Genomic DNA, 23,001 nt, shown 5'->3' with positions numbered 1-23,001 from the left:
GAACGGCCCAAAGCAATGTCCCGACCGCCCGCCGCGGTCAGTAAACCATATGTGCCCAAGGCTGGTTTCCGGGCTCTGGAGCGGCCCTGTCGCCAGGACCCCATGGCACCTTCCCAGGTCGACCCGACCCAGTGGCTTTATCCGCCATGCCTTACTCCACCACCGTTGCGGGGGCAGCGCCGGATTTTGACCGGCTTCCCAATTCTCCGCCTCCCTAGCAGACGGCACCTTGAGATTGATGACATCATAGCTCTCGGCCCCTTCAGCCGCTGCGCTACAATGCGACATCGGCTTCGAAATTGGCGACAGACGAAACGAGACGCCCGGACGGTTGCGCATAGCGGCAATAAAGGAAGACAATTCAATCTCTTATGCATCGCCGTGGGATGCAGGAATAGTGATCCTCCCACCTCTCGCGAGCGACGCTTTATTCTGAATGCGACAGGTCCGCCGATGGCAGGCGATCAAAGGCGCGCGTGCGCCTGCGAAAGCGCCTGCAGCGCCGCCACCGCACGGCCGGCATCAACGGCCGGAACGAAGATATGATCGTGATAGTAGGCGGCGACGACATTGGCGCTGATACCCTCATTTCCCAAGGCCGTGGCAAAGGCTGCGGTCAGGCCGACCGCCTCCAGCGAGGAATGGATATCGAGCGTGATCATCCGCATGGCGGGAGCCGTCGGAAGCCCTGCCTGCCGCGCTGCTTCCAGAGGAAGGATCAACGTCACTCCCTCCCTTTCCCGAAAGAGCCCGATCGGCTCCAGGTGAATATGATCGGCGAGCGCCGAAGCCGGCACGCTGCAATAGACGAACTCGCCCTCGGCAAGATTCGGCTTCATGTCCGCCAGCAGCAGCTTGAGATCGGTAATGCCGGGCATGATTCTGATCCTTTTCAACGATCCGCAAGCAAGAGCGCGCGCTTCAGCCCGGCTCAAGCTAGACGATCTATCATTCGGCATCCAGACCTCGATGGCGAGCCGGCATGGCAAAACTCAGATATTTCGATGCCAAGAAACCCGCCAACCCGGAGCCGGTGCCGCCGGCGGCGGGGTATACGGAATTTCTCCGCACCGGCCGCATCAATCGCGACAAGACGCATTGGCTCGCCGAGGAGCGACGTTACCTCACGTTCGAGGAAGTGGCCGAACGCACGGCGAGCAAGCTGCGGAACGCCGGCGAGACAACCCATGGCCGTCTCAACAGCTTTCACCAGTCGATCCGCTTTCCGAAACTGATCTTCCATCACACCCTGCGGGATACGCCGCATCTCGGCTATTGCCACGTCACCGCGGCGCGAACGCAATTCGCGAAATATGAGGAGGTAAGCTGGGCCTTCTACATCGCCAATTTCTTTGCTCGCCTCGGCCAGAACGACAATTTCTTCGAAGACATCAGCCTGAAATATTCGCGAATGTATTTCGCCGTCGCCGTCCATCCGGACAAGGAAGCGTCGGAAAAGAAGCTGACGATCAATCGCGACATCCGGGGCAACGGAGTGCTCTTCCACACCCATGATCCGCAGACCGCCATCCGCAACGTCCTGCTGCTCGGCGCCCGCAACGAGCAGCTTCGCGACATCATTCGCCAGCTTTGATCATTGATCCGAAAACTTGAAAAGCATAAGAACGGCCTGAACTGCAAACGGGCAGGCCATGGCGCGACACATAGACATCCTTGAACATCCGCAAACGGCGATAGAGGTCGCCTCGGCAACGCTTGCCGAGGGGTTGCCGATCGGATTGCCGACGGAGACCGTCTATGGGCTTGCCGCCGATGCCACCAATCCGGCCGCCATCACCCGGATATACGAAACCAAGGGCCGGCCGCGCTTCAATCCGCTGATCTGCCATATGAGCGATCTGGCCATGGCCGAACGCTACGCGATCTTCGATCCCATCTCCCGCAAGCTGGCGGAAGCCTTCTGGCCCGGTCCGCTGACGCTGGTGCTGCCGCTACGGCCTGAAAGCGGCATCCATCCGCTGGCGACCGCCGGTCTCGACACGGTCGGCATCCGCGTGCCGCAGGGCTTTGCCGGCGAGCTGATCCGCGCCTTCGGAAAGCCTCTGGCCGCCCCAAGCGCCAATACGTCGGGCAAGATCAGCGCCACCAGCGCCGATCATGTCGACGACGACCTCGGAGAGCGGATCACGCTGATCCTCGATGCGGGCGCTTCGGTGGTGGGCGTCGAATCGACCATCGTCAAGGTCGAGGACGGCGAGCTGCGGCTGCTGCGGCCGGGCGGATTGGCGGCGCGCGAGATCGAGCGGATCGCGGGCAAGGCCGTGAAGCGCAAGAGAGGTGCGGCACCTGCCATCGAAGCACCCGGCATGCTTGCTTCGCATTATGCGCCGGGCGCAGCCGTGCGGCTCGATGCGACCGATGTTTCGCCGGACGAAGCTCTGATCCGCTTCGGGACACCCGAGATTGCCGGCATCGGAAATGCTGTTGCCGTGCTGGATCTCAGCCCTAGCGGCGATCTTTCGGAAGCCGCCGCCAACCTCTTCGATTTCATGAAGCGCGCCGATGCGACGGGTGCCGTGACGATCGCCTTTTCCCACATTCCCGACGAGGGCCTCGGCGAGGCCATCAACGACCGGCTGCGCCGCGCGGCCGCGCCCCGAGCATGATCCCCAAAAGTGCGAAGCGGTTTTGGGGATCATGCAAAAGCGAATAGCTGGAACTTGATGACAATTCGAAGAAGATCAGCAAGTTCCAGAGACTAAATCGGCCCGAACCCTATCGGCAAAGGACACACCATGAGCAGCTTCGCCCCCTCCTCCGCCCTTCTCGACCGCTTCGCCGCCATCGTGGGCGAAAAGCATGCGACGCGTGACCCCGTGGAGATCGCACCGCATCTGGTGGAAAACCGCGGCCTCTACCACGGCGCATCGCCGATGCTGTTGAAGCCCGGCTCCGTGGAAGAAGTGTCAGCGATCCTCAAGCTCGCCAGCGAGACCGGCACGGCCATCGTGCCGCAGACCGGCAATACCGGCCTCGTCGGCGGCCAGACGCCGCGCGAGGGTGGCTCCGACATCATCCTGTCGCTGGAGCGGATGAACCGCATCCGCGATATCGATCCGGTCGGCAACACGATGATCGTCGATGGCGGCTGCATCCTGGCGGATGTGCATAAGGCAGCGGCCGAACATGGCCGCATGTTTCCGCTGTCGCTCGGCTCGGAAGGCTCCTGCCGCATCGCCGGCAACCTCTCCACCAATGCCGGCGGCACGGCCGTTCTCGCCTATGGCAATATGCGCCAACTCTGCCTCGGCCTCGAAGTTGTGTTGCCCACTGGCGAGATCTGGAACGGGCTGCGCCGCCTGAAGAAGGACAATACCGGCTACGATCTGCGCGATCTCTTCATCGGCGCCGAAGGCACGCTCGGTGTCATCACCGGCGCAGTGCTGAAGCTCTTCCCGCAGCCGCTCGGCCATCAGGTCGCCTTTGCCGGCCTGCAAACGGTGGATGAGGCGCTGACCCTGTTCAAGAACGCTTCGAGCCTCTGCGGCACGGCGCTGACCGGTTTCGAGCTGATGCCGCGCATCGGCATCGAATTCACCGCCCGGCACATCCCCGGCGTCCGCGATCCGCTGGAGACAGCGTATCCCTGGTACGTGCTGATCGATATCTCCACCTCGGACTCAGCCGAAACCGCCGAGCGGATGATGACGACGCTGTTGGAGCAAGGCTACGAGGCCGGCCTGATCCAGGATGCAACGATCGCCAGCTCCGAAGCACAGCAGAAGGCCATCTGGCACATGCGGGAAAGCATGTCGGATGCACAGAAGCCTGAAGGCGGCTCGATCAAGCATGACGTTTCCGTGCCGGTGGCGCAGGTTCCGCAATTCATGGCCGAGGCGGAAAAGGCGGTTATCGCGGCCCTGCCCGGCGCTCGCATCTGCGCCTTCGGCCATATGGGCGACGGCAATATTCACTACAACATCTCGCAGCCCGTGGGCGCCGATAAGGAAGAATTCATCGGCCGCTGGCACGAGATGAACAAGATCGTGCACGGGCTGGTGCTGCAGCATGGCGGCTCTATCTCCGCCGAGCATGGTATCGGCCAGCTGAAACGCGACGAACTGGCTTCGATCCGCTCGGATATCGAGATGGACCTGATGCGCCGGATCAAGATGGCGTTCGACCCGGCTGGGATCATGAATCCGGGGAAGGTCCTCAGGCCCTGAGATTTTAGACTGTCACAACGACCCGCTCGGAAGCGAAACAGCCGATTTGGCACGAAATGACCGTGCCGTCGGCATCGACGTCTTCGCCGGCATAGGCAAGAACCGGTGTCAGACGCGATTGCTGTAGAAGGCGCGCCTCGGCCTCGGTCGGCATACGCGCCGTGATGTCGGTGGAGCGGCGCCAATAGTCCGTCACACCGTAATCCTTCAGCGCCGCTGTAAACGAGCCCGTTGCGGCGAACTTTTCCGTCAGGCCGGGAAAGCGCATCGCGGAGCAACTTCGGATGACAACCGAGACAGGAAGTTCGTCGGCATAGGCAACCACGCGCATTTCCAGCACCATTTCGCCCGGCTGCAGATTGAGCCTCGTCGCGATATTGGCATTGGCTGGAATCTCGCGGGTCGAAAGAACTTTGCGGGTGAGGTTTGCCTCCGTCGCGGTCAGATCCTTGCTGAACCTCACCTTGTCACCCAGTTTGAAGCGGACGGGCATATCGGCGCGGACATAAGCGCCGCTTCCGCGCGCCACGCGCAGCAGCCCCTCCCCCTCCAACTCGGCGATCGCGCGCCGCATCGTCACCCGCGAAACACCGAATTGTTCCGACAAAGCGCGCTCGCTCGGCAGGCGGCTACCCGGAGCGTGCCTGCCTCTGTCGATGGCGGTTCGCAGTTCGGTGGCCACGGCCACCCAACCACCAACGGTTTTTACGCCGTCACCCTGCCGATTTTTCTCATCCATCACAATTCCGTCGCCTTGAAATTGGTATACACCAATTTATAGAGATCTGGATCGTTTATGGAAGGGTTCGGCATGAGCGGCAAGCGCATATATGTAACCTCAGTCAGCAGCAGCAATGTGCACGGGTTCAGCAAGCAGAACCGGACTCACATCCAGCTGCTGACGGGCCTCGGCGTGGAAGGCGACGCGCATATGGGGGTCACGGTGAAGCATCGCTCGCGCGTCGCAGTCGATCCGACGCAGCCCAATCTGCGCCAGGTGCATCTCATCCACGAAGAGCTGTTCGACGAACTTACCGAAAAGGGATTTTCCGTCGCTCCGGGCGACATGGGCGAGAACATTGCGACCAGAGGCATCGACCTGCTTTCGCTGCCGCAGGGAACGCGTCTGCATATAGGCGAAGAAGCGATCGTCGAGGTGACGGGTCTGCGAAACCCCTGCAAGCAGATAGACGATTTCCAGAGGGGCCTGCTGCATGCCGTGCTCGATCGCGATGCCGAGGGCGGCCTAGTCCGCAAGGCTGGCATCATGGGCATCGTATCGCAGGGTGGCCGGGTGCAGTGTGACGATACCATCCGGGTCGAGCTGCCGCCCTTGCCGCACATCGAGCTCGAGCGCGTCTGACAAAACAAAAGCGGCCTTCCATTCGAAAGGCCGCTTCCCAGTTAAGTTTGGATTACACCTGGCTGGGTGCCTTCCGGATCAATCGAAATCTTCCTGGCTCGCATTATTCGCCGGCACTCCCTGCCCCCCGCCATTGCGGTTGCCCGAGATGATCTCGCGCTTGCCCACATGGTTGGCGGGACCGACGAGGCCGTCCTTCTCCATGCGTTCGACGAGCGAGGCCGCGCGGTTATAGCCGATGCCGAGGCGCCGCTGGATGTAGGAGGTCGAGCACTTCTTGTCGCGCATGACGACTTTGATCGCCTGTTCGTAGAGGTCGTCGCCGTCTTCGGAGGCGATGGCGCCCTTGTCGAAAACCGCGGTATCCTCTTCGTCGTCTTCCTCGTCCTCGTCGGCGGTGACCGTGTCGAGATATTCCGGGCGGCCCTGCAGCTTCAGATGTGCCACGACCTTCTCGACTTCCTCATCCGAGACGAAAGGACCGTGGACACGGGAGATACGGCCGCCACCGGCCATGTGCAGCATGTCGCCCTGGCCAAGGAGCTGTTCCGCCCCCTGCTCGCCGAGGATGGTGCGGCTGTCGATCTTCGACGTCACCTGGAAGGAGATGCGCGTCGGGAAGTTAGCCTTGATCGTGCCGGTGATGACGTCGACCGAAGGACGCTGCGTCGCCATGATCAGGTGGATGCCGGCGGCACGCGCCATCTGCGCCAGACGCTGGATCGCGCCTTCGATTTCCTTGCCGGCGACCATCATCAGGTCGGCCATCTCGTCGACGATGACGACGATATAGGGCATCGGCGTCAGGTCCATCTCCTGGCTTTCCTCGATCGGGGCGCCGGTGCCCTTGTCGAAGCCGGTCTGGACCATGACGTGGATCGTCTCGCCCTTTTCCTTGGCGGAGGCGACGCGGCTGTTGTAGCCGTCGATATTGCGCACGCCGAGACGCGACATCTTGCGATAGCGGTCTTCCATCTCGCGCACGGCCCATTTCAGCGCCATCACGGCCTTCTTCGGATCGGTGACGACGGGGGTCAGCAGGTGCGGGATACCATCATAGACAGACAGTTCCAGCATCTTCGGATCGACCATGATCAGGCGGCACTGTTCCGGCGACATCCGATAGAGCAGCGACAGGATCATCGTATTGATGGCGACCGACTTGCCGGAGCCGGTGGTGCCGGCGACGAGCAGATGCGGCATCTTCGCCAGTTCAGCGATGACGGGTTCGCCGCCGATCGTCTTGCCGAGGCCAAGCGCCAGCTTGTAGCCGCTCTTTTCGAAATCCGGGGATTCGATCATCTCGCGGAAATAGACGGTCTCGCGGGTGACGTTCGGCAGTTCGATGCCGATGACGTTGCGGCCGGGAACGACGGCGACACGGGCTGATAATGCGGACATTGAGCGGGCGATGTCATCGGCAAGATTGATGACGCGCGAGGATTTGACGCCGGGTGCCGGCTCGAATTCGTAGAGCGTGACGACGGGGCCGGGGCGAACGTGGATGATCTCGCCCTTGACGCCAAAGTCTTCCAGCACGCTTTCCAGCAGGCCGGCATTCTGCTCCAGCGTTTCCTGGGTCATGATCACGCCGGAACGGACGGCCGGCTCCTGCAGCAGCTCGCGCGGGGGAAACTCATATTCTCCCTCGACGCTCTGGGCGATCGGGCGCCACTCGGGCGGCGTCAGCGATGCCGGTCGACGTGGCGTAATCCGCGACGGCGGCGCATCGATCAGCCGCTGGGCAGCGGCTTCGACGGCGGGAACGGTCGGTGTTGCCTTGGCAATCGGTCCGGCAGGTGCAGGTGCTGCGACCTTGGCCGGCATAGGTGCCACGACCATTACCGGGGCCGGACGAGATTCGGCAACCGGAGCGGCCTCGGCGCCGTAGACGGCCGTTACGAAAGCAGGCGGTACGAATACCTCCGGCTGGGCTACGACTTGCGGCTCGACAACGGCAGGTGCGGCAATCTCTGATGCCTCCTCTACGACCGGCGCCAGAACGGCAGCTTCCCAAGCCGCTAGTTCGTCCATGGCCGGCGTGCTGACTGTTGCCGTCGAGAGGCTGGGAACGGCTTCGGCCAACACAGCAGCTTCAACGGCAAAAGCCGCTTCGACAGTCCGCTGAATCTCCGCAACCGCAGCCGGTCGGCGGCATTCAACGATGCGGAACTTCGCGACGATCGATTCGGCTTCAACCTTAAGCTCGGAAATCATCACCGGCTTGGTCGGCGCGCCCCTGATGGCGGACACGAATTCGCCGTCGAAGGGCATCGCGTCCCAGAAAGCGAAATCGGAGAGATGAGCGAGCCGCGACTCGACCACAGGCGCGGCAACGGATTCGGAAACATTCAACGATACTGGGGAAGCGTCCAGCGCGGTCGCCGGAGCCTTCGAAAATGCGGTAGCGATAACGGTCATCTCCAATGCGTCCGGCTCGGTTGCCGGAGATTTCTGAATTACTGATGGCATGTAGCTCTCCACCGCAAAAGGCATGTCCTCAAGCAGCGGCAGATGGAACTCGGCGGGCTGCGCCGGCTGTGGCGCAGCGAGGGTGGCCGGTGCCTCGATGACGGGCGGTTCCATGACCCGCATCGCGGCATGAGTGGAGACCGGCGGCGTGATTTCGGCCGGCAGCTCGGCGGGCGGGCGACGGCTGATAATCTCGTTTTCCCGCGTGCGGGTGAACCGAACGTTCGGACCCATCAGAAAAGCGTTCTGCCAGCCGGGCGAGGCAAGATCCTCCGCCGAAATTCCATGCGGCAGGACGGTCATCACCGGATCCTTCTCCGCGGGCTTCGCCTGCAAAGCCTCGACGACCGGTTTCGGTACGGCGGCCGTCCGCTGCCTTGCCTCTTCGGCACGCCGCAATTCCTCGGCGCGGCGATGCTCCTCGGCCTTGCGCTTGGCTTCGCGGGCGTTGCGAATCTTCTCTTCCAGGAATGCACGGCGGGCAGCAATCTGCTCGATCCGACGCGCCTCCTCGGCGGCCTGTTCCGGGTCGAGTTCGCCCTCCGGCTGGACGCCTTGTGACGCATTCGAAAGTGTCGTTCGGGAAAGACGCATGAGACCTGCAACCCAGTCATTGATATTGCCGATGGCTTCTCAAATCGAATAGGGCAAGGATGGTTAATAAGTTCCTTCTGACCGCTGCTGAAAGCACGTATTCCTGCTGTCTGTGCCGCCCGAACAACATCGAAAATTCCGCGCAAATGGGCGCACTTGCCGCGCGGAAACGCGGCGGCAATGCAGATCGGATTTTTTTTGCGGGGTTCGTTACTTGGACGAGGACAGCTGCGCGATCGACAGCAGCGTGTCGGCGCTGATGCCGACGCCCGATGAAGAGCTCGTCAGAATCGACAGGGCCGGCGACGTGGACGACGCGGTATTGTTCTCCAGGTCATACATGGCAGAGAATCGCTGCAGCAGCTTATTGACCTTGTCCGGATCCTGAAGATCGGAAACGTTAACGAACTTGCTGAGCATATTGGCCTGGGTAGTGACATCCATGGAAGAGATCGAGCTCGGCAAGCTGTAGGTGGTGGTTATGACCTGGTAGAGCGCGGTGTCGCCCATGATGTCGTAAATCGAATTGATACTCGGCGCCTTGCGCTGGAAGTAGAGCGCCAGGCGCACACCGGCGTTGGTTTGTCCTTCCTGATCCTCGAGCGTCTGATGCAGGTAGAGATCGTTCGTCTGGGCGAGAGCGCCCCCGTTCTGTGCGGTGCCGAGCTTGCTGTCCGTCAGGTTCCCGCTCGTATCGAAATTGAACGCCTCGACGATGCTCTTGAACTTGGCACCATCAGCGGTGTTGATAAAGCTCTTGGAGTCGGACGGATCGGAGGCGAAAGCCTTCTTCAGCGTCGCCGTGTCGACGGTTTTCGGATCGATGCCGTTGGCGGTCAGGATGAAATTTGTGAGCTTGCTGTCGGCAAGCAGACCGGTGACGCTGGTGACATTGACGATGTTGGTCGCGAAATAGGTGCCGGCAGTCTTGGCGTCATTGGTCGCCTTGGTCAGCAGGGCGCCCGTCAATCCTGCCGTGGAGCGGCTGGAATATTCAGAAATATAGCTGTTCGTCTGCGTTTGCGACAGGGACTGGACCGGAGGCTTCAGATTGCCAGCGCTATCGAAATTGAAGGCCTTGGCAAGCGCCGTAAAGCGCGAATCCTTAAGCGAGCTGACATAGCTCTTGGAATCGTAGGGATCGCTTTCGAGGATCTTGGTCAGCTGGGTCTTCGTGACCTCGTTCGAACCGATGCCGTAGGCGCGCAGAGCCATCTGGTAGAGTTCGGGCATGCTGTCGTTGGACGTGCTGCTATCGGCGGTATTGCTCGTGAAGAAATCCTTGATGGTCTTCACGTTGGCGATGCGGTTCTTGTAGTTGTTGACCGCATCGGTCGTCAGGTTCGACTGCGAAGACCGATAGTTCGTCATATAGGCGGTCGAGGCAGCATCGATCGCGCTTTGGGACTGGGCCGTATCGCCAGAAGCAAGCGTGCCGTCCGATTGGAAATTGAACGCGGCGACGACATCCGTCAGGCCGAAGATGGAAGCGGTCGTCGGATCGGAAAAGGCATTTTTGAAGACGATGGCGGGTGTGCTCGCATCGACGCCGTAGGCCGTCTTGATAACGTCGAAGAGGCGGGCGTCCGACGTCAACTGGTCGACTGACGTGATAGAGCCGATATGGTCCTTATAGTACAGAGCGTTGTCGGCCGCGCCGACACTGGTGGTGTACGAGGGCACGCCGGAGTTATAGGCGCTCATGACATCGGCCTGCTGGCCGAGGGTCTGCGGCCCCCCAGGGTAATTCGTCGTATAGGCCGTGGTCGTGGCGCTCATCTGAGCCGATGTCTGCGCCTGCGAGCCGGAGGCGACCGTCCCATTGCTTTGGAAATTGAATTCGGCCATGACGCTGGTCAGCCCGTTCGAGCTCGCAACGCCCGCATCCTTGGCCGAGGCATTGAACTGGTCGGCGGTGATATAGACCGGGATATCGAAGGCTGTTTTGACGTACTGGAACAGCCGCGGATTGGACGTCAGCTGATCGACCGACGTGACATTGCCGATATTGGCCTCGTAATAGGCATTGTCGCTGTCGGCCGTGGATGTCTTGACCGTGCCATCCGCGTTGAAATTGAACTCCGCTGCGAGAGCCTTGTCGGCGGCGCTGCCGTTCTGGTTGACGTAGCTGTTTGGATCGCTGGTATCGCTCGTCAGCATCTGCTTCAGGATCGAATTCGATGCGTAAGTCGGATCGATGCCGTAGGCCTGCAGGACGTAGTTCCTCAGGCGCGTGTTGCCGAGCAGGTCATCGACAGACTTAACCGAACTGATGTTCTGGCTGTAGTAACTCGTTTCCGTCGCGGCAGCCGTCGCCTCATTCGTATATGATTGCTGATAAAGCCCGATCAGATCGTCTTCCTGCTTGCTGGATTGCGCCGCGTTCGTGCTGCCCGTACCGAAATTGAACGCCGCGGCAAATTCCTTGTAGCGCGGATCGGTCAATTTATTGGCGAAACTGGTGGAATCGCTGAGGTCGCTGGTCAGCACCTGTTTCATAAAGGCCTTGGCGTATGTCATGTCGGAGAGCCCGTAGGCCTCCATTGCATAACTGTACAGCTGATAGTTATTCACGAAGTCATCGACGTTCTTTACTTTGCCGATATTGGCATTGTAATAGTCGATCAGGCGCTTATTCTGAGACTGTGATGCCACCTGATTGAGCGACGTTGACATATCTCTGGTTGCAATCGTATAACCAAGATAAGTGGAAATCATCAGCAAAATCCCAATAGATCTCTAATATAAGCTCGTACAAGCCCGCGAATCTGGAAGCATTTTCCCACACAAACCTTACCTGAGACTTACAACACCTCATCCTTTGCGTGTACCGCGATGGAGCAGCCGCCGTGCCTTGCATTCACTTTATGGAAACCCTGATGCATTCGATTTCGCTAACCATTTGAGGACGCAAAGTTTTCTTAACCGCAATTTTTAAGCTGTCTGGAAGGGACCGCGCCTAATCTGCCCAGCAACGAGAGGACAAAAGTTCTCCGAGAGAAGACCGGAAAACCGGCTCTCAGGTAAAGCAAGGGTAGAAAATCGATGACAAATACCGTCCTGAAGCCCGACTGGGCTGGAACCACACTGCGGCTTGATCCGACGCGCTTTCCGCAACAGGTCAGCTATGCCATGCGGGGTGCCGAGGGTGACGTTACCATCACGATCGATGAGCGCGGCGCCGTGCTGCGCAAGATCCTGCCGTCCAGCGGCCTGCCGCTGTCCGTCGCCCTGCCAAAACGCGCTTTCATGGGTGTCGCCGCTCGCGCCATCGACCATGGTGACGGCGAAGTCACCGTTACGCTTGAACTGCATCACTCCGATCCGGACCTCTGCATCCCCCTCCTTGTTGCCCACGATCTCAGCGACATCGCTGCCGATTGGCGCTCCTGGTCGGAAGCCTTCCGTATCCCGATGCTGATGATTGAGGCCGATGGCGTTGCCCGTCCGTTGGAAGAGCATCTGGGCAGTGTCCGCGCGCTGGACAGCCAACCGCGTCGACGTCATTCCTATTTCGCCGATCGCCGCCCGCGCTTCCTCGTGCGCCGCTCGACCGGCAAGCTCGGCATCAAGATGAAGATCGAAGGCCGCGAGATCATTGCGCGGCACTGAGCTGTCAGGATTAAGTTCCGACATTACCAAAGATCGGCCGTGGGATGTGCAATCCTGCGGCTGACAGATTTTATGGCCTCAGCAAACGCTCATCGCCAGCCATGCTCGATGGTTACATGCTCACGGAACAAGAAGCAGGAACGACAGGAAGAGCCCGGCAAAGACAATCAGGCCAACCCGGTTGTTGGATAGGAACAGGGCTCGGCACTGCTCGCCATCTTTGATGTCAAGCACGGCGATCTGATAGGCGAACATACCGCCCGCGACGATCAGGCCGACATAGGAAAGCCAGCCGGCTCCGGCCAGGGCGAAGGCAACCAGCATCAGAAGCACTGTCGCGCCGTAGAGGCCGATCAGCCAGAGGCGCGTCTGGTCGCCGAAGAGCCGCGCGGTCGAGCGGACGCCGATCAGCTCGTCGTCTTCCTTGTCCTGATGCGCATAAATCGTGTCGTAGCCGATCGTCCAGAGGATGGCGGCGGCGTAAAGCACGATCGGAGCAAGCGACAGGCTGCCGAAAAGGCCGGCCCAGCCCATCAAAGCACCCCAGGAAAAGGCAAGACCCAGGAAGAACTGCGGCCAGTCGGTGAAGCGCTTTGCGAAAGGATAGAGCGCGACGATCGCAAGCGACAACACGCCGAGAAGGACGGCAAACCAATTGAACTGCAAAAGCACCAGAAGGCCGGCCAGGGCCTGGAGCGCGATGAAGACCTTGGTCTGAAAGCGTGTCACGCGGCCAGACGGCAGTGGGCGCGAGCGCGTGCGCGCGACCTTCATGTCGATCCCGTGATCGACCAGATCATTATAGGCGCAGCCGGCGCCGCGCATGGCGACCGCACCGACGAAATACAGGATGAGGTGATAGATCACCACAAAACCCGGCGAACCATGCCCCATGGAAATGGAGGCATTGGCGGCAAGTGCCACCGACCAGAAGCACGGCCACATCAGAAGCTGCCAGCCGATCGGCCTGTCCCAGCGCGCAAGCTGCGCATAGGGCCAAAGCACCGGCGGCAAAACGCGGTAAACCCAGTTTCCGGATGGCGCGTCAGCGACGCGCCCGTTGATGTCGCCTGTCTTTTGCATAGGCGATTAGTAGTGATATCCGACGCTGAAGGTCAAGCGGCGGAGCCTAAGCCCCGCTCATTTCTCAGTTCATCGTGAAGTTGAACTTGTAGCTGGCGGAGACGCCGATCAGCAGCTGGTTGCGGTCGCCACGCTCGCGCACGAGGCTGCTGTCACCGGCCGGGCCGGTAAGACGCGTATATTCCAGGAAAGTGCTGGTGGTCCAATTCTCGGACGGCTTCCATGTCAATGCGCCACCGGCACCGACGGATTTCACGCCGCCGCCCGGGTTGTAACGGCTGAGGCCGGAGGCGGCCGCCTCCCGCGCGTTGACGCCGTAATAGGTGTTGAAATAATCGTTGGAGGCGAGCGTCATGCGCGGGCCGCCGGACAAGCGCAGTTCCGGAGTGATGTCGGTGAAGGCGTCGACGGCGGCATCGGCAACGAGGCCGCTATGGGCGCGAATGCCCTGGCGGACTTCGACGCGGGCGCGCAGCCAGTCGGTCGGATAGGCTTCGGCAAAACCGCCAGCCTCAACGCCCCACTTGACCTTCTTCAGGCCCCTCAGCTCACGACCGTCGCTGCTGTCCCGGCTCGGCACGAACTTGCCGACGATACCGACTCGGAAGGCGTCACTCTCGATCAGAGCAAAGGACGGATTGTCGTTGCGCGAGGAGAAACGGGGACCCGGGCCCTGCTTGCCGACGGAGATCAACGGCGACCACTGCAGCTTGTTGTGCTTGCTGCCTTCGAATTTCGGCGCCGAGAAACCGGCCGCACCGACGCTTAGGTACCAGTTACCCGACCAGAAATGCTGGCCGTCTCCGGCCGAAGCCGCACCGGCTGAGGCAGCGAACAAGCCGAACGTGAAAAGCAGACGCGATCTCGTAAACACAATGCAACTCCATAATACACAATACAAAGGGCCATACACGCGGCCCTAGAGTTGCCTCAAACTATTCGGATCGCGTTACCGCTCTCTTAACCACGCGCGGTCGAATTCAGGACCGACGGCAAAATTCTCGATGAGACCTGCGCTGGTCTCCGGCTTGCGCCGATCTGTCGCAGCGATTTAATTTCGGTATGCGCTACTCAATCCAAGGTAATGGCGCGACGCCAGAATTTGAGCAGTGACCTGCTCATATGAAGGTTGAACAAGAGGCAAAATGAAAACCAAATCTTGGATTTATCTCGGTGCGTTTCTCAGCATCGGCTTGATGCTTTCCGGCTGTGTCAGCGCACCGATCGGGGGCGCCAAGCAAGATCAATATTCGCACAGAGTCATTTCGGGCAAGAAGACCGCGCTCGGAATGGCTTCGTCGGTGAAGCGGGACTGCACCTTCAACTCCTACCCCTATACGGCGGTGGTCAAGCAGCCCAGCCATGGCAAAGTCACATTCGAACATGGCACGGTTCACGTCAAATACGACAAGGATAGCGATGCCTATATCTGCAGCGGCAAGCCCATTGAAGGTACTACGATATACTACACGTCCGATCCCGGTTTCGTCGGCACCGATCAATTCACCCTGCGGGTGACCGTATTGTACGGAAGTAAAGTCAGCGACGAGAATCTGACCGTCAAAGTGGTCAAATAGCATTCATATCCTCGCTACCTGCCGGGACTGAACGCTAAAGCGCCGGACTTTGGAAATCCAAAATCCGGCGCAACCATTCAAAACAATGGCGAAGGTTTAGAACACAATCTTCTCCAGCGGCGCCCGTGTCGCCTCGAACTCCCTCAGCTTCGCCTCGCGCTCGCCAATATAGTTGCGGTTGTCGGGAACGGCGAACTGGTTCTTGGCAATCTGGATCTGCATGATGAAGAGCTCGTCCCAGCGGAAGCCCATTTCCGAGCCGGCCAGATAGAATTCCCACATGCGGAAGAAATTCTCGTCGTAGAGCGCCACGGCTTCCGCCTTTCGCGCGACGAAGCGCTGGCGCCAGTGCCGCAGCGTATGCGCATAGTGCATCGGCAGGATTTCGACATCCTTGACCAGAAGCCCGGCCTTTTCCAGCGGCGGCAAGGTCTCGCCGACCGAAGGAATATAACCACCCGGGAAGATATACTTTTCGATAAAGGCATTGGTGGCAAAGCTCGGCTTCGGACGGGCAATGGAATGCAGCACCATCACACCGTTGTCGTCGAGCAGTTCCGAAACCTTCTTGAAGAACCTGCGATAGGCGCCGATACCGACATGTTCGAACATGCCGACAGAGACGATGCGGTCGAACTTCCGGCCCGCCATGTAACGGTAGTCCTGCAGCTCGAAACGGACGCGGTCGGACAATCCGCGCTTGGCGGCGCGTTCACGGGAGACCTTGAGCTGCTCTTCGCTGAGCGTGATGCCGGTAAAATCGAGGCCGGGATTGGCTTCGGCGAGATACATGCCCATGCCGCCCCAGCCGGAGCCGATCTCCAAAACGCGCTGGCCGGGCTCAACCAGCAGCTTGGCGGCGATATGGCGCTTTTTGGCCACCTGCGCTTCGTCCAGGCTGATGCCAGGCGGCACGAAATAAGCGCAGGAATACTGCCAATCATCATCGAGGAAGAGATCGAACAGCTTGGCCGAAAGATCGTAGTGATGCGCAACATTGTATTTGTTGCGATTGATCGGCGACCGGCTCTTGAGCTGCTGCCAGACGATGCGCCCCATCAGTAGGGCCGCCATGCGCAGATCGAAGATTTCGTTGGTGGTGTTCTGCTTCACCAGAGAGAGGAATTCATAGATATCCCCCTGCTCGAGAATGAAGCGCCCTTCCATATACATTTCGCCGAGCTTCAAGGTCGGATCGCGCGCGATCGCGTCCTCCGCCTGCTGGTCGGCGAGGCGGATGGCGACCATTTCGCCGGACCCATCGCCGATCATGTGCGTCTCGCCGGACGCGAGCGTAAGTTTCAGCGAGCCTTTACGGACAAGTTTCGTAACAAGAGAGAAGAGTGCCGACGCCATGGACGCCTCGAATGTTATGACATGACATTAGGGCTGACTCTAGCGCTTCAGAACATTGTGGCAAGCGCACCTTTTCGCACTCTGTAGCACTCCGGCAACAACACTGCCAGAGTGTGACATTCTTGCAATGTCTCTCGCTAAGTCCTTATTTTCGCTTGAGTGCATCGGCCAGAGCGGCACCGAAACTGCCCTGCTGCTCCGCCTTCGGACGACTATCGCCCCTACCGCCAGCGTTGCGTGCCCCACCTTGCTCTCGCGAATCACGTGCCGGCGGCGGCGCCACAGTGCCGCCATCTTTGCGCATCGAGAGAGCGATTCGCTTCCGCTTCACGTCGATTTCCACGACCGTGACCTTCACGACGTCGCCAGCCTTGACCACCTCATGCGGGTCCTTCACGAAGCGATCGGCAAGCTGCGAGACATGCACCAATCCGTCCTGATGGACGCCTATATCGACGAAGGCACCGAAGGCGGCAACATTGGTCACCGTACCTTCGAGAAGCATTCCTGGCTTCAGGTCGCCGATCTCGTTGATGCCCTCGGCAAAGGTCGCGGTCTTGAAGCTCGGGCGCGGATCGCGGCCAGGTTTTTCCAGCTCGGAAATGATGTCGCGCACGGTCGGCAGACCGAATTTCTCGTCGATGAACTGCCTGGGATCGATGGCCTTCAGCTTTGCCGTATCTCCCATCAGGCTGCGAAGGTCGCGTCCGCAGGCGGCAACGATCTTCTTGGCGATGCCATAGGCTTCCGGATGCACCGACGAGGAATCGAGCGGCTCCTTGCCGTTGGGAATGCGCAGGAAGCCGGCGCATTGCTCGAAGGTGCGCTGGCCGAGGCGGGCAACCTTCAACAGATCGCGGCGGGTCTCGAAGGCCCCCTCGCCGTCTCGATGCTTGACGATCGCATCGGCGATCGACGGGCCGAGGCCCGAGACACGGGCCAGCAGCGGAGCGGAAGCCGTGTTCAGATCGACACCTACGGCATTCACCGCGTCCTCGACGACCGCGTCCAGCGAACGCGACAGCTTCAGCTGATCGACATCGTGCTGGTATTGGCCGACGCCGATCGACTTCGGCTCGATCTTGACGAGTTCGGCCAGCGGGTCCTGCAAGCGGCGGGCGATGGAGACGGCTCCGCGGAGCGAGACGTCGAGGCCGGGAAATTCAAGTGCCGCAGTCTCCGAGGCGGAATAGACGGAGGCGCCGGCCTCCGAGACGATGACCTTGGTCGGCTTCGGCGCCGGCAGATCGGCGAGCATGTCGGCCACAAGCTTCTCCGTCTCACGGCTGCCGGTGCCGTTGCCGATGGAAATCAGCTCGACCTTGTGCTTGCGGACCAGTGCCGCCAAGGTCGCCTGCGTACCGCGCACATCATTCTTCGGCGGGAAGGGATAGACGGTCGTCGTCTCCAGCAACTTGCCCGTGCCGTCGACCACCGCCACCTTGACGCCGGTGCGGATGCCCGGATCGAGACCCATCGTGGCGCGTGAACCGGCGGGGGCTGCGAGCAGCAGATCCTTCAGATTGCGGGCGAAGACGTGGATCGCCTCCTCCTCGGCGCGCTCGCGCAGCTCACGCATCAGGTCGAGCGACAGCGACATGGAAAGCTTCACGCGCCATGTCCAGCTCGCGACTTCCATCAGCCAGCGGTCGCCGGGCCGGCTCGGGCCGATCTCATAGGCCGTGGCGATCATCCGCTCGACCGGCTTGTTCGGCGAGATGGCGTCAACATCGACATCGATGGTCAGCGTCAGGACCTCTTCGTTCCATCCCCGCAGCATGGCAAGCGCGCGATGGCCCGGCGCGGTTGCCCAGCGCTCCTGATGTGAGAAATAATCGGAGAATTTGGCGCCCGCCTCCTGCTTACCATCCACGACCGTTGCCTTCAGGATGGCGGTCGTCTTCATATGCCCGCGCAGCTTGCCGAGCAGGTCGGCATTTTCCGTAATGCCTTCGGCGATGATGTCGCGCGCGCCCTCGAGCGCCGCCTTCACGTCGGGCACATCGGCTGTAATGAAGCCTTCGGCGAGAACCGCAGGCTCCTTTGTCCGGTCTGCAAGTATGGTGTCGGCAAGCGGAGCGAGGCCGCGTTCCCTGGCGATCTCGGCGCGGGTACGGCGCTTCGGCTTATAGGGCAGATAAAGGTCTTCCAGCTCGGCCTTGGTGGCAACCTTGGCGATCTTGCCCATCAGCTCATCGGTCATCTTGCCCTGGCCGGTAATGGACTCGACGATCGCGGCACGGCGGGCTTCCAGCTCGCGCAGATAGACGAGCCGTTCCGCCAGCGTCCGCAGTTGCCCATCGTCGAGACCGCCGGTCACTTCCTTGCGGTAACGGGCAATGAACGGCACGGTCGCACCTTCGTCGAGGAGCTCGATGGCGGCCTTGGCCTGATCCGGGCGGGAATTGATCTCGGCGGCGATGGTTGCGGCAAGGGAACGGATATCAGCGGCCATGTGACTCTCTGGACTGGACAATCGTGAGGGGACCATAAGCACGATCCCGCGAACATAAGAAACTGTTTTCGACGCAGATCACCCCGATCCGGCGGGAGAAAGGCGACCTGACATCCAAAACCGCACCCCGCTTTAGCGACATAAAAAGGCATGGCAATGTTGGCCGCCATGCCTCCACAGGATTTGATGCTTGACCTTTGGCCCAACCCCCCTTAACCGCGCAAAAGGATGCAACGAAAGGGCAAGCCATGAGAGTTCTGTTGATCGGATCGGGCGGACGCGAGCACGCACTGGCCTGGAAGCTGGCGCAATCGCCGCTCATGACGGAATTCTATGCGGCCCCAGGCAATCCGGGCATTGCCGAACATGCGACGCTGGCGGCGCTCGATATCGACGATCATGACGCCGTCGTCGCCTTCTGCAAGGAAAGAGCCATCGACTTCGTCGTGGTCGGCCCGGAGGCGCCGCTGGTTGCCGGTATTGCCGACAAACTCCGCGCTGAAGGCATCGCCGTGTTCGGCCCCTCCGCCGCCGCGGCGCAATTGGAAGGCTCCAAGGGCTTCACCAAGGATATCTGCGCCCGCTACGATATCCCCACCGGCGCCTATCAGCGCTTCAACAACGCGCCAAAGGCCAAGGCCTATGTCCGCGCGCAGGGGGCTCCGATCGTCGTCAAGGCCGACGGGCTTGCCGCCGGCAAGGGCGTGACGGTCGCCATGACGATAGACGAAGCCCTTGCAGCCATCGACGACTGCTTCGAGGGCGCATTCGGCGAGGCCGGGGCGGAGGTGGTGATCGAGGCCTATCTGGACGGCGAGGAAGCAAGCTTCTTCTGCCTCTGCGACGGCAAGCATGCGCTGGCGCTGGCCACCGCCCAGGACCATAAGCGCGTCGGCGACGGCGACACCGGCCCGAACACCGGCGGCATGGGCGCCTATTCCCCGGCCCCGGTCATGACGCCTGACATGGTCGATCGCACGATGAAGGACATCATCGAGCCGACGATGCGCGGCATGGCGGAGAGCGGTCATCCCTTCTCCGGCGTCTTCTTTGCCGGGTTGATGATCACCGCGAAGGGGCCGGAACTGATCGAATACAATGTCCGCTTCGGCGATCCGGAATGCCAGGTGCTGATGATGCGACTGAAGAGCGATCTTCTGCCGCTGCTTCTCGCCTGCGCCAACGGCACCCTGGATCAGGTCAACGCCGAATGGAGCGATGACGCCGCGCTGACCGTGGTCATGGCTTCGAAAGGCTATCCCGGCTCCTACGCCAAGAACACGCCGATATCAGCGCTGCCGGCAGACGCCGATGAGGCGAAAGTGTTTCATGCCGGCACAGCCCTCAAAGATGGCGCCCTGATCGCGACCGGCGGCCGTGTGCTCAACATTACCGCGACCGGCAAGACCGTGAGCGAAGCGCAGAAGCGCGCCTATGCCCTTGCCGGCCAGGTGCGCTGGGAAAACGGCTTCTATCGAAGCGACATCGGTTGGCGCGCGGTCGAGCGCGAGGCGTAAACGGCGCATCCTCTCTCAATGTGCGGTCCACTAAATTTTTACCTAATCTCCTGACGGTATGGAAACAAAGGCTCGCTAATGTCTTCGTCAACATAGACGGAGTTGTTTGTTATGCGTTCCTTCTTCCTGACCATGGCTTGCGTACTGGCCGGCAGCTCCGCCATGGCCTCGTCTATCCAGCCTATCGACGGCAAGTTGCTCGACCGCAACAGCAGCATTGTCGTCAAGACGTGCGTCCAGTGCCCTCCCCTCAAGCCGCCGGCGGTCGAAAAGGAATATGTCGTGCCGACGTTGACGCCCGGTACGCAATCCATCGCCATCCGCAGCATCGACGGCGAGAAGAAGGTGGTGCGCACTGAGGCTTGGATGGGCGGCTCTCCTGTCGTCTTCGTCACCAAGCCGACTCCCGAGGCCCTGGCTGCGGCCGGCGAATCCATCGACGGCATCGATACGGCGGCAAAGACCGCCGCCCTGCCAAAAATCGCCCAGACTCCCGAGCTTGCGCCGCTCGATCTCTCCGGCTTCCAGCTTCGTCAATAGCTGCGAATTTTCATGTCCTGCCTCGCCCGCCCACCTTTCGGGTCGGCGGGCCGAGCCGCGATGGCAGGACAATACGCTCAGGCTAAGTCCTGGAGCGCATTTGCTACTTCTAAAATAAATCCCGAGAAATTCTGATCTTCACTCGAGTTATTCTCGAGTCTGAATAAATATTACTTATCTCGCACGCCATATCCCAGGTTTCAACTCCCGGCAAATACAACCAGACTGCTCAAGTTAAAGGTTTTTTAGACATAAAATGAGATTTTACTGTCCACCGGACAGCAGCATGTCATTTCGAGCGGCGGCAAGCGTATTGGGAATCTCTCAGGCGATCGCACAGGCGGTAGGATACCGCACCGGTATTTAATTACCTGTGGGAGACGTTATGAAAAATCTCAAGATCGCACATCAATTATTTGCCCTGCTCGGCGTCCTCATGGCCGCCTTTGCCGTAGCCACCTATTTTCAAATCCGGTCGCAGGCCGATTCCATCTATGACGATCGTTTCGATATGCTGCGCACGCAGGTCGAATCCGGCATCTCGGTTCTGAACCAATATTACCAGCGCGAGAAATCCGGCGAGATGACACATGACGCTGCCCAGGCCGAGGCATTCAAGGTGCTGTCGCATGTCAGCTTCGCGCCGGCCGGCTATTTCTTCGGCTTCGATTACAATGTGATCCAGCGGATTCATCCGAGCCCGGTCAACATCGGCAAGGACATGTCCTCGCAGGTCGACAAGAACGGCACGCATTTCAGCAAGGAAATGGTGGAGAAGGGCATCAAGGGCGGCGGCCGCACCATCTATTACTGGAACAAGCCCGGCCACCCCGACGGCGACTTCTTCCTGAAGGGCAGCTATTCGGCAGCATTCGCTCCGTGGCAGATCGTGCTCGGATGCGGTGTTTACATGGATGACCTGCAGGAGCAGATCAATGCCACCATGTGGCGTGCGCTCATGATCTGCGGCATCGTCTCCCTGGTCGGCATCGGGGCTGCCTTCTATTTCATCCGCGGCATCACGAAGCCGCTCACCGATGTCCATGCTGCCCTCAAGGCTGTCGCCGACGAGGACGTGAAGACCGCCATCCCGCATATCGAAATGCGCAACGAAATCGGCCTGATGGCGAAGGCGACCAGGGCTTTGCAGGAAAAGATTCGCGAACGTCATGCACTCGCCGACCGCCAGGCGGCGCAGGAGCTGGAAATCAGCAACGAGCGCGAACAGAACCTGCAGCAGCAGCAGGATGAAGCGCGCGAGCAGGCACGCGTCGTCTCCGTCATCGGCAAGGCGCTCGAGGATCTCGCCCGCGGCGATCTGACGGTGCGTTGCGGCGATCTCGGTGCCAGCTATGCCGGCCTTCGCAACAACTTCAACGAGGCGCTCTCGCACCTCGAGGCTGCGATGGGCCGTGTCAACGCCAAAGGCAATGATATCGGCCTCAGCAAGGAAGAGATTCGTCGCGCCTCCAACGAATTGTCGCAGCGCACCGAACGCCAGGCCGCCAGCCTGGAAGAGACCTCGGCGGCACTGGACGAACTCACCGTCGCCGTCCGCCAGACCGCGGAAGGCGCGCATGAGGCCAGCAAACGCGTTCACGCCGTCAGCACCGAGGCATCGCGTAGCGACGCCGTGGTTGCCCAGGCAATCGAAGCGATGAGCGGGATCGAGAAGTCCTCGTCGGAGATCAGCAAGATCATCGGCGTCATCGACGAGATCGCCTTCCAGACCAATCTGCTTGCCCTGAACGCAGGTGTCGAAGCCGCCCGCGCCGGCGAATCCGGCAAGGGCTTTGCCGTCGTCGCCCAGGAAGTACGCGAACTGGCCCAGCGTTCCGCGGCCGCCGCCAAGGAGATCAAGGACCAGATCGCCCGTTCCTCCGGGCAGGTCGACCAGGGCGTCCGCCTTGTCGGCGAAGCAGGCGAAGCGCTGAAGCGCATCTCCGACCAGATCAAGGCGGCCAACGAGATCGTCTCGAAGATCGCCCACAGCGCCTCCGAGCAAGATACGACGCTGCGCTCGATCTCGTCCTCAATGAACCAGCTCGATGCCGCCACCCAGCAGAACGCCGCGATGGCAGAAGAGACGACGGCATCGGCCGAGACGCTCGCCGGCGATACGGAAGACCTGCTCGCCCTCATCCGTGGCTTCCGTGTCAACGATGGCCATCCGGCTGTGGATCATCGTCGTCGCGCGGCCTGAGCCGGAAAAGTCAGAAAAGAGAAACTGCCGGGCTTGCGTCCG

Annotated in this window: 17 protein-coding genes and 1 riboswitch; of the genes, 9 read left to right on the top strand and 8 right to left on the bottom strand. The window is 60.6% G+C overall.

All coding sequences use genetic code 11. The features are described 5' to 3' along the window. Window positions 1-41: 41 nt before the first annotated feature. A riboswitch (cobalamin riboswitch) is annotated at window positions 42-247 on the bottom strand. Between the two features lie 217 nt (window positions 248-464). Beyond that, window positions 465-878 (bottom strand): ACT domain-containing protein, encoded by a 414-nt coding sequence (locus FHT29_RS18910; protein WP_037198550.1) that lies wholly within the window; start codon window positions 876-878, stop codon window positions 465-467. Window positions 879-982: 104 nt separating this feature from the next. Here FHT29_RS18910 and FHT29_RS18905 point away from each other — a divergent pair, with 104 nt between their 5' ends. From FHT29_RS18905 to FHT29_RS18895, 3 genes are all read left to right on the top strand, one after another. Beyond that, window positions 983-1,594, top strand: coding sequence for a DUF6656 family protein (locus FHT29_RS18905; protein WP_037198549.1), 612 nt, complete (start codon window positions 983-985; stop codon window positions 1,592-1,594). Between the two features lie 58 nt (window positions 1,595-1,652). Beyond that, on the top strand, window positions 1,653-2,627 hold the full coding sequence (locus FHT29_RS18900; protein WP_047560912.1) for an L-threonylcarbamoyladenylate synthase: 975 nt from the start codon (window positions 1,653-1,655) through the stop codon (window positions 2,625-2,627). Between the two features lie 129 nt (window positions 2,628-2,756). After that, window positions 2,757-4,187, top strand: coding sequence for an FAD-binding oxidoreductase (locus FHT29_RS18895; RefSeq protein ID WP_047560908.1), 1,431 nt, complete (start codon window positions 2,757-2,759; stop codon window positions 4,185-4,187). Window positions 4,188-4,191: 4 nt separating this feature from the next. Here the strand turns inward: FHT29_RS18895 and phnF are convergent, their stop codons facing one another. Continuing rightward, complete coding sequence (gene phnF / locus FHT29_RS18890; protein WP_052212590.1) at window positions 4,192-4,926, bottom strand: phosphonate metabolism transcriptional regulator PhnF; 735 nt, start codon at window positions 4,924-4,926, stop codon at window positions 4,192-4,194. Between the two features lie 72 nt (window positions 4,927-4,998). On the opposite strand from phnF, the gene FHT29_RS18885 reads away from it, so the two are divergent. Continuing rightward, window positions 4,999-5,550: an MOSC domain-containing protein gene (locus FHT29_RS18885; RefSeq protein WP_047560944.1), complete on the top strand. Its 552-nt coding sequence runs from the start codon at window positions 4,999-5,001 to the stop codon at window positions 5,548-5,550. A gap of 78 nt (window positions 5,551-5,628) precedes the next feature. Here the strand turns inward: FHT29_RS18885 and FHT29_RS18880 are convergent, their stop codons facing one another. Both FHT29_RS18880 and FHT29_RS18875 read right to left on the bottom strand, forming a co-directional pair. Beyond that, window positions 5,629-8,616 (bottom strand): DNA translocase FtsK, encoded by a 2,988-nt coding sequence (locus FHT29_RS18880; protein ID WP_047560905.1) that lies wholly within the window; start codon window positions 8,614-8,616, stop codon window positions 5,629-5,631. Between the two features lie 210 nt (window positions 8,617-8,826). Further along, window positions 8,827-11,334 carry a DUF1217 domain-containing protein gene (locus FHT29_RS18875; RefSeq protein ID WP_047560902.1) on the bottom strand — a complete coding sequence of 836 codons (2,508 nt, stop codon included), beginning with the start codon at window positions 11,332-11,334 and terminating at the stop codon, window positions 8,827-8,829. A gap of 327 nt (window positions 11,335-11,661) precedes the next feature. On the opposite strand from FHT29_RS18875, the gene FHT29_RS18870 reads away from it, so the two are divergent. Further along, complete coding sequence (locus tag FHT29_RS18870) at window positions 11,662-12,228, top strand: DUF6101 family protein (RefSeq protein WP_037198541.1); 567 nt, start codon at window positions 11,662-11,664, stop codon at window positions 12,226-12,228. A gap of 120 nt (window positions 12,229-12,348) precedes the next feature. Here the strand turns inward: FHT29_RS18870 and ubiA are convergent, their stop codons facing one another. Both ubiA and FHT29_RS18860 read right to left on the bottom strand, forming a co-directional pair. Continuing rightward, a complete protein-coding gene (gene ubiA, locus FHT29_RS18865) occupies window positions 12,349-13,311 on the bottom strand; it encodes a 4-hydroxybenzoate octaprenyltransferase (RefSeq protein WP_037198540.1) in 963 nt (320 codons plus the stop codon). A gap of 64 nt (window positions 13,312-13,375) precedes the next feature. Then, window positions 13,376-14,185, bottom strand: a complete 810-nt coding sequence (locus FHT29_RS18860) for a MipA/OmpV family protein (RefSeq protein WP_047560899.1) — start codon at window positions 14,183-14,185, stop codon at window positions 13,376-13,378. Window positions 14,186-14,456: 271 nt separating this feature from the next. Here FHT29_RS18860 and FHT29_RS18855 point away from each other — a divergent pair, with 271 nt between their 5' ends. Next, on the top strand, window positions 14,457-14,888 hold the full coding sequence (locus FHT29_RS18855; protein ID WP_052212587.1) for a hypothetical protein: 432 nt from the start codon (window positions 14,457-14,459) through the stop codon (window positions 14,886-14,888). A gap of 96 nt (window positions 14,889-14,984) precedes the next feature. On the opposite strand, the gene FHT29_RS18850 is transcribed toward FHT29_RS18855, so the two are convergent. Then, window positions 14,985-16,244: a cyclopropane-fatty-acyl-phospholipid synthase family protein gene (locus FHT29_RS18850; protein WP_037198537.1), complete on the bottom strand. Its 1,260-nt coding sequence runs from the start codon at window positions 16,242-16,244 to the stop codon at window positions 14,985-14,987. Window positions 16,245-16,389: 145 nt separating this feature from the next. Then, a complete protein-coding gene (locus FHT29_RS18845; protein WP_047560896.1) occupies window positions 16,390-18,699 on the bottom strand; it encodes a Tex family protein in 2,310 nt (769 codons plus the stop codon). A 248-nt stretch (window positions 18,700-18,947) separates the two neighbouring features. Here FHT29_RS18845 and purD point away from each other — a divergent pair, with 248 nt between their 5' ends. The 3 genes from purD to FHT29_RS18830 all read left to right on the top strand — a co-directional run bounded on the left by purD (window position 18,948) and on the right by FHT29_RS18830 (window position 22,959). Next, on the top strand, window positions 18,948-20,216 hold the full coding sequence (gene purD / locus FHT29_RS18840; RefSeq protein WP_047560893.1) for a phosphoribosylamine--glycine ligase: 1,269 nt from the start codon (window positions 18,948-18,950) through the stop codon (window positions 20,214-20,216). Window positions 20,217-20,327: 111 nt separating this feature from the next. Next, entirely contained in the window at window positions 20,328-20,756 is a 429-nt protein-coding gene (locus FHT29_RS18835; protein ID WP_047560891.1) for a plant virulence effector HPE1-like domain-containing protein, read from the top strand. 385 nt (window positions 20,757-21,141) lie between these two features. Then, window positions 21,142-22,959, top strand: coding sequence for a methyl-accepting chemotaxis protein (locus tag FHT29_RS18830; protein WP_037198532.1), 1,818 nt, complete (start codon window positions 21,142-21,144; stop codon window positions 22,957-22,959). Window positions 22,960-23,001: the final 42 nt, after the last annotated feature.

Source organism: Rhizobium sp. SG741 (assembly GCF_012275435.1).
Lineage (GTDB): Bacteria > Pseudomonadota > Alphaproteobacteria > Rhizobiales > Rhizobiaceae > Rhizobium > Rhizobium lusitanum.
Note: the sequence above shows the minus strand (reverse complement) of the source record. Positions and strands in the feature narration are given on the sequence as shown.